The sequence below is a fragment of the Actinocorallia herbida genome (assembly GCF_003751225.1).
GTDB lineage: Bacteria > Actinomycetota > Actinomycetes > Streptosporangiales > Streptosporangiaceae > Actinocorallia > Actinocorallia herbida.
Genome location: NZ_RJKE01000001.1, coordinates 7,243,103 through 7,255,990, shown reverse-complemented (window position 1 = coordinate 7,255,990; position 12,888 = coordinate 7,243,103). Strand labels below are relative to the sequence as shown.

Annotated in this window: 13 protein-coding genes; 7 read left to right on the top strand and 6 right to left on the bottom strand. The window is 73.7% G+C overall.

Going from position 1 to position 12,888, the window contains the following annotated elements; translation table 11 throughout:
- Positions 1 to 6 precede the first annotated feature (6 nt).
- The gene (locus EDD29_RS33095; protein ID WP_123668198.1) at positions 7 to 1,422 is read left to right on the top strand and encodes an aminotransferase-like domain-containing protein; all 1,416 of its coding nucleotides are present in this window, start codon (positions 7 to 9) and stop codon (positions 1,420 to 1,422) included.
- A gap of 387 nt (positions 1,423 to 1,809) precedes the next feature.
- Here the strand turns inward: EDD29_RS33095 and rsgA are convergent, their stop codons facing one another.
- Complete coding sequence (gene rsgA, locus EDD29_RS33090) at positions 1,810 to 2,874, bottom strand: ribosome small subunit-dependent GTPase A (RefSeq protein ID WP_123668197.1); 1,065 nt, start codon at positions 2,872 to 2,874, stop codon at positions 1,810 to 1,812.
- 245 nt (positions 2,875 to 3,119) lie between these two features.
- Between rsgA and EDD29_RS33085 the strand changes: the two genes are divergently transcribed.
- The 3 genes from EDD29_RS33085 (at position 3,120) to EDD29_RS33075 (ending at position 6,167) form a co-directional block, all read left to right on the top strand.
- A complete protein-coding gene (locus tag EDD29_RS33085) occupies positions 3,120 to 4,181 on the top strand; it encodes a hypothetical protein (RefSeq protein ID WP_123668196.1) in 1,062 nt (353 codons plus the stop codon).
- A 75-nt stretch (positions 4,182 to 4,256) separates the two neighbouring features.
- Positions 4,257 to 5,864 carry a bifunctional 3'-5' exonuclease/DNA polymerase gene (locus EDD29_RS33080; protein ID WP_123668195.1) on the top strand — a complete coding sequence of 536 codons (1,608 nt, stop codon included), beginning with the start codon at positions 4,257 to 4,259 and terminating at the stop codon, positions 5,862 to 5,864.
- Between the two features lie 36 nt (positions 5,865 to 5,900).
- Positions 5,901 to 6,167 carry a hypothetical protein gene (locus tag EDD29_RS33075; RefSeq protein ID WP_123668194.1) on the top strand — a complete coding sequence of 89 codons (267 nt, stop codon included), beginning with the start codon at positions 5,901 to 5,903 and terminating at the stop codon, positions 6,165 to 6,167.
- A 20-nt stretch (positions 6,168 to 6,187) separates the two neighbouring features.
- On the opposite strand, the gene EDD29_RS33070 is transcribed toward EDD29_RS33075, so the two are convergent.
- On the bottom strand, positions 6,188 to 7,003 hold the full coding sequence (locus tag EDD29_RS33070; protein WP_211360063.1) for a class I SAM-dependent methyltransferase: 816 nt from the start codon (positions 7,001 to 7,003) through the stop codon (positions 6,188 to 6,190).
- Positions 7,004 to 7,127: 124 nt separating this feature from the next.
- Here EDD29_RS33070 and EDD29_RS33065 point away from each other — a divergent pair, with 124 nt between their 5' ends.
- Positions 7,128 to 8,294 (top strand): MFS transporter, encoded by a 1,167-nt coding sequence (locus tag EDD29_RS33065; protein WP_211360062.1) that lies wholly within the window; start codon positions 7,128 to 7,130, stop codon positions 8,292 to 8,294.
- A 98-nt stretch (positions 8,295 to 8,392) separates the two neighbouring features.
- Positions 8,393 to 8,764, top strand: a complete 372-nt coding sequence (locus tag EDD29_RS46565; RefSeq protein ID WP_211360061.1) for a hypothetical protein — start codon at positions 8,393 to 8,395, stop codon at positions 8,762 to 8,764.
- Here EDD29_RS46565 and EDD29_RS33055 read toward each other — a convergent pair.
- From EDD29_RS33055 to EDD29_RS33045, 3 genes are read right to left on the bottom strand one after another with little or no spacing between them, the layout of a single operon-like run.
- Positions 8,754 to 9,599 (bottom strand): ion transporter, encoded by an 846-nt coding sequence (locus EDD29_RS33055; RefSeq protein ID WP_123668191.1) that lies wholly within the window; start codon positions 9,597 to 9,599, stop codon positions 8,754 to 8,756. The genes EDD29_RS46565 and EDD29_RS33055 overlap by 11 nt on opposite strands.
- Positions 9,596 to 10,471 carry a M56 family metallopeptidase gene (locus EDD29_RS33050; protein ID WP_123668190.1) on the bottom strand — a complete coding sequence of 292 codons (876 nt, stop codon included), beginning with the start codon at positions 10,469 to 10,471 and terminating at the stop codon, positions 9,596 to 9,598. Before EDD29_RS33050 ends, EDD29_RS33055 begins: the two co-directional genes overlap by 4 nt.
- A complete protein-coding gene (locus EDD29_RS33045; RefSeq protein ID WP_123668189.1) occupies positions 10,468 to 10,821 on the bottom strand; it encodes a BlaI/MecI/CopY family transcriptional regulator in 354 nt (117 codons plus the stop codon). Before EDD29_RS33045 ends, EDD29_RS33050 begins: the two co-directional genes overlap by 4 nt.
- Before the next feature lie 134 nt (positions 10,822 to 10,955).
- On the opposite strand from EDD29_RS33045, the gene EDD29_RS33040 reads away from it, so the two are divergent.
- Positions 10,956 to 11,927, top strand: coding sequence for a sporulation protein (locus tag EDD29_RS33040; protein WP_123668188.1), 972 nt, complete (start codon positions 10,956 to 10,958; stop codon positions 11,925 to 11,927).
- A 7-nt stretch (positions 11,928 to 11,934) separates the two neighbouring features.
- Here the strand turns inward: EDD29_RS33040 and EDD29_RS33035 are convergent, their stop codons facing one another.
- A complete protein-coding gene (locus EDD29_RS33035; protein ID WP_246053128.1) occupies positions 11,935 to 12,756 on the bottom strand; it encodes an ion transporter in 822 nt (273 codons plus the stop codon).
- Between the last annotated feature and the right edge of the window lie 132 nt (positions 12,757 to 12,888).

Below are 12,888 nucleotides of genomic sequence, written 5' to 3'. Positions count from 1 at the left end.
GACCATATGGTCGACGTGCGACAGGTCTCCGCCCTCGAAGTGGCCCGGCTGCTGGGCTCGTGGCGGGACGGCGAGGGCAGCGCGGCGGGACTTCTCGCCGACGCCGTCGAGCGGGCACTCCACGACGGCCGGCTCGCGCTGGGCGTCCGGATGCCCGCCGAACGGCGGCTCGCCGAGGTGCTCGGCCTGGCCCGGGGCACCGTCGCGAGCGCCTACCGGGCACTGCGCGCCGCCGAACTGATCACGACGCGCACCGGATCCGGCAGCGTCACCGCACTCCCGCCCGGGTTGCGGGGCGGCCTCGCCCCCTGGCCCGCGGGCCTCTCCCTCACCGGCGGGCGCGAGGCGGCCCTGGACCTGACGGCCGCGGAACCCGCCGCGCCCTTCGACGCGCTGCACGCCGCCGTACTGGGCGCGGCGGACGGCCTCCCGTCCGCGCTGGCCCCCGACGGGCCCGCCGCGCACCTGCGCGCCGCGATCGCCGCGGCCTACACCGACCAGGGCCTGCCCACCCGGGAAGGCCATGTGCTGCTGACCGGCGGCGCGGACGCGGCGCTCGCGCTGCTCATCGCCGCCTTCGTCCGGCGCGGCGCACGGGTCGTGACGGACTCGCCCACCTACCCGGGAGCGCTCGCCCTGTTCCGGTCGGCAGGCGCCAGGCCGGTCGCCCAGCCCCTGACCGGCGACGGCTGGGACGTCGCGGCCCTGGGCCGCACCGTCGCCGCGGCGGGCCCCGCGCTCACCTACCTCGTCCCGGACTTCCACAACCCGACCGGGCTGCTCATGGACGACGAGCGGCGCGGTGCCCTGCGCCGCCTCCTGTCCGCGCAGGACACCCTCGTGGTGGTGGACGAGACCCTGCGCGACCTCGACCTGCGCGCGGCCGCACCGCCGCCCGCGCGGATCGCCGCGCCGGGCGACCGGCGGACGGTGACGATCGGCTCGCTCAGCAAGTCCCTGTGGCCGGGGCTCCGCGTCGGCTGGATCAGGGCGCACCCCGCCGTGATCGCGCGGTCGGCCGCGCTGCCCGTCGCGCACTCCCTGGCGCCTTCCCCGCTGGACCAGCTCGTCGCGCTCCGGCTCCTCGACGTCCGCGCCGAGATCCTCGACGAGCGCAGACGCCGCCTCAGGACCCAGCGCGACCACCTCGCGGCCCGCCTACGCGACCTCCCCTGGTGCCGCTTCGCGCTCCCGCAAGGCGGCCTCTCCCTCTGGCTGGAACTCCTCGACACCGACGCCGACCGCCTGACCTCACGCGCCGCGGCCCTGGGCCTGGCCCTCACCCCAGGCCACCGCTTCTCCCCCGAAGGCGCCCACCACCGCCACCTCCGCCTCCCCTTCACCCTCCCCCCGGACCTCCTCGACGCCGCCGTCGACAAACTCACCCGAGCCCACGACACCCCCCACCCCGACCCCTCCTAGCTCGAACCCACCCGAACCCGACAAAGCCAGACCACCACCCGAACCACCCTGAACCCCCAGCCCACCCAACCCGCCCGGCCTGCCCTCCCAGCCCACCCAACCCGCCCGGCCTGCCCAACCCGCCCGGCCTGCCCAGCCGACCCAACCTGCCCGGCCCACCAGGCCCGGGACCCACCCGCCCGTCCCGAGGTTCGTGGGACCGGCCTTTGGTGTGGGGAGCCTCCGTCGGCGCGGCTCGGCCTGGGACCTGTTCGCCTGTGCCGAGGTTCGCGGGGTCGGTCTGTGGGCGGGGTCCGGTCGGGGCACTCGGGAACGGTGCTCGGGCCCGTGGGCCGGGCCGCGTTGGGGCGGTCCGGCCCACGGGTGGTGCGTTGCGGTGGGGCGCGGTCAGGGGCGGTTGCGGCCTCGCATTTCCTTGTGGATGGACTTCCAGCGGTTCTCGCGTTCGGCGCGGAGGCGGGCGTCGGTGCGGGAGGCCGCCCATTCGGCTTCGCGCTGGAGTTTGCGCCAGGAGGCCAGCCGGCGCTCCGGGAGGGTGCCGTCGGCGACGGCCCGGGTGACCGCGCAGCCCGGTTCGGTGGTGTGGGCGCAGTCGGTGAAGCGGCACTCCTCGGCGAGTTCGGCGAGGTCGGCGAAGGTGCGGGACACGCCCTCGCCGTCGGCCTGGAGGCCGATCGAGCGGAGTCCGGGGGTGTCGATGACCATGCCGCCGCCCGGCAGGAGCAGCAGCTCCCGGTGGACGGTGGTGTGCCTGCCCCGGCCGTCGGCCTCGCGGATCTCGCCGGTGGCCATCGCCTCGCGCCCGGCGAGCGCGTTGACCAGGGTGGACTTGCCCGCGCCGGAGCGGCCGAGCACGACCGCGGTCTCGCCCGGCAGGGGCGCCAGGCCCTCGAGACCGGTGCGGGCGACCGAGGAGACCGCGACGACCTCGGCGCCGGGCGCGGCCCTGACCACCTTGTCGAGCTCGGACTCGGGCAGCACGGTGCCCGCCAGATCGGCCTTGGTGATCAGCACGACGGGGCGGGCGCCGCTCTCCCAGACGAGGGCGAGCAGCCGCTCGATCCGGCCGAGGTCGATCTCGGGCACCGCCGGCTCGGCGATGTAGACGATGTCGACGTTGGCGGCGAGCACCTGGCCCGCGGAGACGCCGGGCGCCGCGGCGGCCCGGACGATCGCGGTGCGGCGAGGCAGGATCTGTCGGACCACGGCCTCCCGGCCGGACGTGACGCCCGCCCAGTCGCCGACGCAGGGGCGCACCGGCTCGGCGAGCCGGTTGACGGCCTGGCGGGTGCCTCCGGCGGTGACGACGACGCAGGCGCCGCGATCGACCCGGACGACCCGGCCCGGTTCGAGCCCGGATTCGAGATGCGCGGCGAGAGACGCGTCATAGCCGAATGCCTCAAGGGACTCGTGTGACGGAAGTGAACGAGGTGAAGGAAATCCCGATGCCACGGGTGGCGCCTTTCTGGAATCCGGCGCCGGCCTGCGTTGCGGTCAGGCGGGCGCCGCGAGGTAAGGGGACGAAGTGGTGCCGCGCACAATGACCTTCTTCACAAGGTTCCTTCCGAGCCGAGGGCGCGCTGACCAGGCCGCACGCCGATTCCGATCACCATAGGCCGGTCGGCCCCGCACACGCCACCGATTAAATTCCCGTGGATCTTGTGGCGAAAAGTTGGGGTTTGTCGCATAGTCGTCCGATGCGAAAACTGGTCTCGGTGTCCCCGGAGCCCTACACCCTCCACCGCCGCACCGGGGGGCTCGCCGAAGGCGCGGCCCGGCTCGCCGAGGACCTCAAGGCGGTCCCCGTCGCGAAGGTCCTCGCGGGGGCGAACCGGACCGCCGTGCGCAAGGGCGCCACCACGGCCTTCAACGGCATGCGGCCCGGCCCCGCCGACTGGTTCACCTTCGAGGACGGCGACGACGACACCCGCGACTGGTACCCGCAGGGGCTCACCAGCGCCTCCGACGCGGGGATCAGCGATCCGGCCTTCATCGCCTCCTGGTACTGGAAGCCCGAGGTCGACACCGAGGAGCGCGGCGTCCGCCTCACCTTCCTCGACCCGCAGACGGCCAAGTACCGGCATGTGCTGTGCGTCATCGCCAAGGCCGACGGTTCGTACGCCCCCGTGGACATCCACGCGGGAGGCATCGCCTGGTACGGCGACCTCCTCTACATCGCCGACACCACCCGGGGCCTGCGCGTGTTCGATCTGCGCGGCATCCTCGACATCCGCTCGGTGCAGGACGACGTCGGCGACCACACCAAGTTCGGCCGCAGGGAAGGCAAGTACCACGCCTACGGGTACCGTTTTCTGCTCCCGCAGACCGACTGCTGGAAGCTCACCGCGACCGGCCCCGTCTTCTCCTTCGCCTCGATAGACCGCTCCAGCGCCCCCGACCGCCTCGTCTCCGGCGAGTACACCGACGTCCAGGGCGACGTTGGAAGACTGGCCTGCTGGAACCTGGAGGAGGACGGCACGCTGGCGGCCGACAAAGGCGTCGCCGTGCCCTGCGAGGCCTACCGTGCACCCGATTTCAAGATCCAGGGCGCGGCCTGCCACAAGGGCCGGTGGTACCTCAGCCAGGCGGGCACGGGAGCCGTCCGGGGCAAGCTACTCGAGGCCGAGCCCGGCGCGGTCCCCGAGGTGCGCGACTACCCCTTCGGACCCGAGGACCTGACGGTGTGGCGAGAGAAGAAGCAACTCTGGAGCCTTACCGAGTTCCCCCGGCGCAGAGCGATCTATGGGGTGCCCCTGTAACAAGGCACCCGGCCAAGGCGGACCCCGTTGAAGCGCCCCGTCAGGACTGTCACACCAGGTGGGCACAATGGGCGGGTGAACATAGCGGTGGCCTGGGGCGAGGACGAAGAGGGCGACCTCCAGGTCCTCGAAGGCGCCGTGCCCGTGGGGCCTCCCCGCACCGTGCCCGATCTGGCCGCGGAGGTGGCCCGGCTGGAACGCGCGGAAGAACCCCGCTGGGTGTGGGAGTCCTCCGCGCGGGATTACGCCCGCCTGCTCGCGTCCGGCGTGCGCGTGGCCCGCTGCTACGACCTGGAGCTGATCGAGGGCCTTCTCCTCGCCCGGGAGAACGGCTTCGGCGAGCCGAGGTCGGCCGCCGCGGCGCTGGCCCGCAGGCAGGGCCTCCCCGCACCCGCCGAGCACCGTCACGAGGCGCAGCCCTCGTTGTTCGGGGGCGCTCCGGCCACCCCGCTGGCCGACGTGGTGGCCGTCCACCGCGCCCAGGAGGCGGAGCTGGGCCCGCTGCGGCTGCTGGCGGCCGCCGAGTCCGCGGGCGGCCTCGCCGCCGCCGAGATGAGCCGCGAGGGCGTCCCCTGGCGCACCGACGTCCACGACGAGCTGCTGACCGGCCTCCTCGGCCCCCGTCCGGCCCCCGGCATGCGGCCCCGCCTCCTCCAGGACCTCGCTGACGGGATCAGCGCCGCGTTCGGGGGACACCTGAACCCGGACTCGCCCAAGCAGCTCCTGAAGGCGTTCGCGGCGGCGGGCCACACGGTCGCGTCCACCCGGGCCTGGGAGCTGCGCGGGGTCGATCACCCGGCGGTGGCCGCGGTACTGGAGTACAAGGAACTGGCCCGCCTCTACACCGCGCACGGCTGGTCCTGGATGGACTCCTGGGTGCGCGACGGAAGGTTCCGGCCCGAGTACGTCGTCGGAGGCGTGGTGTCCGGCCGGTGGGCGAGCCGGGGAGGCGGCGCCCTCCAGATCCCCAAGGTGCTGCGCCGCGCGGTCGTCGCCGACCCGGGCCATGTCCTGGTCGTCGCCGACGCCGCCCAGCTCGAACCCCGGGTGCTCGCCGCGCTCGCCGACGACGCGGCCTTCGCCGCGGCCGCCGCGCAGGGCGACCTGTACGCGGCGCTCGCCGACGCCTTCCCCGAGGCACCGGACGGCCCCTCCCCCCGCGACAAGGCCAAGATCGCCATGCTGTCGGCGATGTACGGCGGCGGCACCGGCGAGGCGGTCGCCCTGCTCGCGGTGCTGCGCGGGCGCTTCCCCGCGGCCTTCGGCTACGTGGAGGCCGCGGCGCGGGCCGGCGAGCGCGGCCAGGCCGTCAGCTCCCTGCTCGGCAGGGCGAGCCCGGCGGGGGACGCCGCCTACCGGGAGCTGATCACCACCTCGGCGGGCCGGTCGGCGGCGCTGTCGCGCGGGCGCTTCACCCGCAACTTCGTCGTGCAGGCCACCGCCGCGGAGTGGGCGCTGGCGTTCCTCGCGCTGCTGCGCGGCAGGCTGCTCGCCGGGCCCGCCGAGATCGTCTTCTTCCAGCACGACGAAGTGATCGTGCACACGCCGGAGGCCGACGCCGAAGCCGTCGCCGCGGAGGTCGAGGAGGCCGCAGAGCAGGCCAGACGCCTTCTTTTCGCCGACACCCCCGTCGTCTTCCCCCTGCACACTTCGGTGGTCGACTGCTACGCCGACGCGAAGTAGCGGATGCGCCTTGGACGCACGGGGTAGGGGAGACCCATGACGCAGAACCTCGACGACCTCACTTCCCCCGAACTGCACGACAGGGCCGTCAAGCTGGCCAGGGAACGCCACGACATCGGCTTCCTCTGGGAACTGCTGCGCGCGATCCCCGCGGCCGAGGCCGCCTCCGGCGACCTGGAGCGCAGCGAGACCGACATCATGCGGGTCTTCGGCCTGGTCACCGATCTCATCGGTTCCGGCGAGGAGCCTTTGGCCGATGCCCTGCGCCCGCTCTATCTGGACTACCTGAAGTCCCACTCTTAACGGCGCGGACGCGCGTCCCCCTACTCCGGGCGGATCGCCGTGGTGATCCGGACCGACGTGCGCAAGAAGATCCCGCCGCCCGGGCCGACCGCGGGATCCATGGCGTCATAGGCGATCGCCCTGGCCTCGTCGAGCCGGTCGGCGGGGATCCGCTCGAGGACCGCGCGCATGCCGTGCGACCAGAACCAGTCCCATAGCGCGTCCTTTCCGGCGAACGGCGTCTCGAACGTCTCCACGGCGAACGCGACGGCGTCCCAGTCGCCGAGCAGCGCGCCGATCGAGGCGGTGCCGGTGAACCTGTCGACGGGCCGCTCGACGGGCCCGCCCGGCAGCAGCGGGGTCAGCGCCTTGACGACGGCGCCCAGCAGCGGGTCCTGGGCCGCGAACGTGGTGAAGGCGAGCCGCCCCCCTGGCCGCAGCACGCGCCGGTAGGCGGCGAGCGCGTCCTCGGGCGCGGGCAGGAAGAAGATGACGAGCCCGGCCAGGACCGCGTCGAAGGAGGCGTCGGGAAAGTCCGGATCGGCGGCGTCGCCGAGCGCGACGGACACCCACGGCAGGTCCGCGACGGCCGCGGCCGCGCGTTCGATCATGCCGGGCGCGAGGTCGATGCCGACCGCCGCGCCGGATGGTCCGGTGGCCGCCGCGGCGGCGGCCAGCACCGCGCCGCGCCCGCATCCGACGTCCAAGACGCGCGACCCGGGGGAGATCCCGGCCCGGGAGACCAGCGCGCGGCCCATCGGAGCGAAGTACTCGCCTTCCAAGCCTTCGTAGGTGGCGGACGACCTGTCGAACATCGCCGCGACGGAGGCCTTCGCTTCCGCATCAGATGCAGTCATGTCGGGATCTTCCCACCAAGGGACGGAAAAGCAGAGGTATATCCATCGCCCGAGGCGCCCCGCCCGCGCGTGGGCGGCGCGAAGACGGCATGATGCACGGTCGGCGACGCTGCGAGGGAGAGAAATGCACCGGAACCGAAGGATGTGGCCGCTGTACGCGGCCGGGTTCACCACCGCTTTCGGAGCGCACGGCATCGCCGCGAGCCTCGGCGCGGACGACGCGGTGACGTCGCTGCTCGTCCTCGGCGGCCTGCTGGCGCTGTACGACGCCGCCGAGGTCGTGCTGAAACCGGTGTTCGGCTCCCTCGCCGACCGGATCGGCGCCCGGCCCGTCCTGCTCGGCGGGCTCGCCGCCTTCGCCGCGTCCTCCGCCCTGTACGTCGTGGCCGACGGGCCGGCCTGGCTGTGGGCGGCCCGGCTCGGGCAGGGCGCGGCGGCGTCGGCCTTCTCCCCGGCGGCCTCGGCGCTGGTCGCCCGGATGACGCCGGAGGAGGAGCGCGGCAGGGCCTTCGGAGGCTACGGCTTCTACAAGAGCCTCGGCTACACCCTCGGCCCGCTGCTCGGCGCGGTCATCCTGTGGGCGGGCGGGCTGCGCGAGCTGTTCGCGGTGCTCGCCGTGCTCGGCGCGGCAGTGGCGCTCTGGGCGGCGCTCGCCGTGCCGGCGCTGCCGCCGCTGCCGCGCGCCCGCCAGACCGTGCTCGACCTGGCGCGGCGGCTGTCGGCGCCGGAGTTCTGGCGGCCGACCGCCGCGCTCGCGGGCGCGACCGCGGCGCTGTCCGTCGGCGTGGGCTTCCTCCCGGTCTCCGGCGCCGCGGCGGGCCTCGGCCCCGTGGCGACGGGCGCCGCGGTCTCGGTGCTCGCCCTGTGCGGCGCACTCGTCCAGCCCCGCGCCGGACGCGCACTCGACGAGGGCAGGCTCTCCGCGTCCCGCGGCCTCGGCACCGGTCTCGCGCTGACCGCTGCGGGCCTGGCCTGCGCGATGCTGCCGGGCGTCGCGGGGGTGCTGCTCGCCGCGGTGCTCATCGGCGTCGGCACCGGCCTCATCACCCCGCTCGGGTTCGCCACCCTCGCCGCGTCGACCCCCAAGGAGCGGCTCGGCCAGACGATGGGCTCGGCCGAGCTCGGCAGGGAGCTCGGTGACGCGGGCGGCCCGCTGCTCGTCGCCGTCGTCGCCACCGCGGCGTCCCTCGCCTACGGCTACGGCGCCCTTGCCCTGCTGCTCGCGGTGGCGCCCGCGGTGATGCTGGCGCGGTCGCTGCGGGCGCGCCCCGCGACCGACCCCGGCGCCTGACGGCCAAGGGACGGTCAAGGTACGGTCCGGTCTCGCCCATGCGGGCTGCGGCGGGCGGTGCGGTCCCGAGATCCTTCGAGGTGTCGAAGGGATGTGCGATGAAGACCGCCCGGACGGCCGCCGCGGCCGTGCTCCTCGCCCTGCTCGCCGGGGCCGCGCCCGCCCATGCCGCGCCAGGCCCCCCGACGGGTGCCTCCGACGGCCTGGTCTCCCAGCTCACGGAGATCGTGGATCAGTTCTTCTGCACGATCTTCGACAACTGTCCGAAGACCGCGCAGGGCAAAGGCGGTAAGGGCGGTATGGGCGGCAAAGGCGGTAAGGGCGGCAAGCCGGGGAAGGGCTACAAGCCCGGCGAGCACTACGACCCGTCAGGCAATCCCTACAAGCCGAAGAAGCGCGACGCGGGCGAGCTCCCCGGCTACGGCCCCTCCCCATGGACCTGGCCCTACGACTCGCCCGTCATCGGCTAGGCACCTCCCGGAGGGCCTCGCCGCCGTCCGTGCTCCCGCGGACCGTCGCACGGAGGTCGGCCATCTCGGCACGGAGGCGCCTCAGCTCCTCCAGGACGAGGGCGTCGGTGGACTGCTCGCGGCGCTCCAGCTGGTCGAGGCCCTCCTGGAGGTCGCCGAGCACCTGCGGTTCCATCGCGCTGACGGTGATGGCGATGAAGAGGTTCAGCACGACGAACGTCGAGATCAGGATGTAGAGCAGGAAGTACGCCCACGCCCACGGGTGCACGTCCATGATCGGCCGGGCGATGTCCGACCATCCGTCGCCGGTCATGATCTGGAACAGGGTGAACGCCGACGCGCCGAGGTCGCCGAAGTGCCCGGGGTCCACCGCGGCGAACAGCCGGGTCGCCATCACCGCGGCGACGTAGAGGATCAGCCCGAGCAGCGCGGTGATCGACGCGAGGCCGGGGATCGCGGTGAGCAGCCCGGAGACGACCCGGCGCATGCTCGGCACCACCGAGATGAGCCGCAGCGCCCGCAGGATGCGCAGCGCGCGCAGCACCGACAGCCCGCCCGACGCAGGGATCAGCGACACCGCGACGACGCCCGCGTCGAAGCAGTTCCACGGGTCGCGGAAGAACGCCAGGCGGTAGGCGTGGAGGCGCAGCACGAGCTCCGCGACGAACAACGCGAGGGCCGTCCGGTCGAGGAGGTGCAGGAGCCCGCCGAACCGGTCGAGCAGGTACGGCGAGGTCTCACACCCGAGCGTCACCGCGTTGACGACGATGACCGCGGTGACGAACCGCTGGAACGTCCGGGACTCCACGGCCGCGCGTACTCGGTCGCGCGTCACAGGAAGGTCAGGCGGAAGGCCTGGTCGAGTTGGAGGGCGGTGAGGGCGAGGGCGGCCGTGGTGAGGCCGGTGCCGAGCAGGACGGCGGGGCCGCTGATGCGGTTGCGGTCGGGGGCGCGGACCAGGAGCGCGCGCACGCGCCCGACGACGCCGGAGTCGGCGAAGGCGAGGAGCGGGCCGGGGGCCGGAGGGCGTTGCAGCAGGGCGACCCGGGCGATGGTCCTGGCCACCTGCTCGCGGTCGCCGACGGCCTCGGCGGCCTCCTCGTCGGCCCAGCGCTCCAGCGCGAAGCGGAGCCGGGACCGCAGCGGCCGCAGCGGCGGCACGCACGCGGCGGCGAGGGCCGCGACGGCGAGGTAGCGGTGGTGCGCGTACCGCAGATGGGCGCCCTCGTGCTCGAAGACCACCCGTAGTTCGCGCGGGTCGAGGGCGGCGAGGAGGCCGCGCGAGGCGAGCACGCCGCCGTTGCGGCCGGGGACGGCGACGGCGATGGGCACGTCGGTCTCCAGGATCGCCCGCGCGTCCGCGGTGGCGCGGCGCACCTCCGCGGCCGAGCGCAGTGCGACGACCGCGGCGGTGAGGCAGAGCGCGCCGAACAGCACGGTGGCCGGGACGCCGAGCGTCGCGGGGATCGGCCGGTCGTCGCCGATGAGCGCCCATTCGGGGAGCCGGTCGACGGCCTGCGGGTGCAGGCTCGCGCCGTAGTTCACCATGACGAAGAACAGGGTGCCCGCGGTGGCGAGCAGGGTCGTGGCGGCGACGGTGCCGAGGATCCTCGCCGACCACATCGGGTGCAGGGGGAGCGGCGCGAGGCCGAGGACGACCGACAGCGCGAGCGTGAGCGCCGTGGGGAGGAAGGTCCAGGCGTTCACCCGTCCTCCAGGATCCGGCGGAGCGCCTCCTCCTCGGCGGGGCTGAGCGTCTTGACGAACTGGCTCAGCACGTTGAAGGAGTCGCTGGCGTAGCGCAGGTGGTCGTGCATCCGCCCGGCGACGAGCCGGGCCTCGTCGACCGCGATCCGGTAGCGGAACGACCTGCCGTCGCGTTCCCGGGTGACCAGGCCCTTGTCGTGCAGGCGGAACAGCACGGTGTTGATCGTGGTGTAGGCGGGATCGCCCGGGATGCGGGCCTGGAGTTCCGCGGTCGACAGCGCCCGGTCCGGCGTTTCGGACAGGGCGGCGAGGACCTCGGCCTCCAGCTGCCCGAGCTGGCGTCTCTGCACGGACGGCTCCCGGAGGTTCGTGGGCGGGACGACTTACTACAGCTGTAGTTTGTCGGTGAGAACTACGGGTGTAATAGTAGCCCGGTCCATGCTCGCCGGACGCGCCGTTCCGCCGGCGCGGGGGAGGAATCTTCGTGATCTTCAAGAGAATGCTGGGCTCACTGGGGATCGGCGGTCCGACCGTCGACACCGTGCTGCACACGCCGTCGTGTCCGCCAGGGGGGACCCTGCGCGGCGAGGTGCGGGTCCAGGCGGCCGACTACGACGTGGAGTTCCAGCGGATCGGCCTCGGGCTCGTCACCCGGATCGAGGTCGAGCACGGGGAGGGCGAGGCCACCGGCGACGCCGAGTTCTTCCGGGCGGACGTCTCGGGCGGCTTCCGGCTCGCCGCCGGGCAGCGCACCGCGATCCCGTTCGAACTCGCCGTCCCGTGGGAGACGCCCGTGACGTCGTTCTACGGCACGCCCCTGCGCGGGATGGCGATGGGCGTCCGGACCGAACTCGCGGTCGCGGCGGGCGTCGACAAGGGCGACCTCGACGCGTTCGAGGTCACCCCGCTCCCGTCCCAGGCCGCGGTCCTCGAGGGCTTCGGCGCGCTCGGCTTCGCGTTCAAGGGCGCCGACGTCGAGTACGGCGCCCTGCACGGCGTCGACCAGCGGCTGCCCTTCTACCAGGAGATCGAGTTCCACCCGCCGGCCGGCTACCGGGGCCGGGTCGACGAGGTCGAGCTGACGTTCGTCGCCGATCCGTGGAACCTCACCGTCATCCTGGAGGCCGACAGGCGCGGCGGCCCGTTCGGCGCGGGCGGCGACGCGCTGGGCCGCTTCGCCCTCGCGCACGACGAGGCGGTGCGCGCCGACTGGCCGTCCGTCCTCGTCCAGTGGCTCGACGCCGTCGCCGCGGGAGGGTTCCCCGGCGCGTCGCACGGGCACCACGACCCCTACGCGCACGACCCTTACGCGCACGGGCACCACGGGCACGGGAGCGGAGGGCCCGGCTGGGCCGGCGTGGCCGCGGGCGTCGCGGGCGGCGTGGTCGCGGGCATGGTCGCCGGGGAGCTGCTGGACGAGGTCTTCGAGGACGACGAGGAGGAGTCCGAGGACTGACCTCGCGTCACCGCTCGCGGAGGGCGGCGACCTCGGCGCGCAGCGCGCGCAGCTCTTCCAGGATCAGGGTGTCGGACGCCTGCTCGCGCTGCTCGAGCTGTTCCAGTTCGTCCTGGAGGTCGCCCAGGACCTCCGGTTCCATCGCGCTGACGGTGATGGCGATGAAGAGGTTCAGCACGACGAAGGTCGAGATCAGGATGTAGATGAAGAAGAAGATCCAGGCGTAGGGCTGGATCGGCATGATCGCCCGTGCGATGTCCGACCAGCCCTCGCCGGTCATGATCTGGAGCAGGGTGAACGCGGACTTGCTGAGGGTGCCGAAGTGCTCGGGGTCGATCCGCGCGAACAGCTTCGTCGCCATCACCGCGGACACGTAGAGGATGAGCGACAGCAGGCCGGTGATGGAGACGATCCCGGGGATCGCGGTGAGCAGCGCCGAGACGACCCGGCGCATGCTCGGCACGACCGAGATGAGGCGCAGCGCCCGCAGGATGCGCAGCGCGCGCAGCACCGACAGCCCGCCGGACGTCGGCAGCACGGCGATGCCGACGATGAGGGCGTCGAAGCAGCTCCACGGGTCCTTGAAGAGCGCGAGCCTGTGGGCGTAGAGCCGCAGGGCGAGCTCCACGCAGAAGACGCCGAGCGCGACGTGGTCGAGCAGGTGCAGCACCGTGCCGTAGCGGTCGAGGAGGTAGGGGGAGGTCTCGCAGCCGAGGGTCGCCGCATTGACCAGGATGACGAAGGTGATGAACCGCTGGGCGGCGCGGGAGTCGACGGCGGCGCCCACCCGGGCGCGGAGCGGGGCGGGGCTCGCTGCGGCCCCGATCACCGGGCGCGGGCATCGGGGACGAGCTGACGCGGCACGGACGCATCTCCTTCACGAGAAACGGCGGACGAGTCGGAACGGCGATGGACGGCGCGGGTGGGGGCATGCGGAATGGGGATCCGCGGTGCGGCGCTC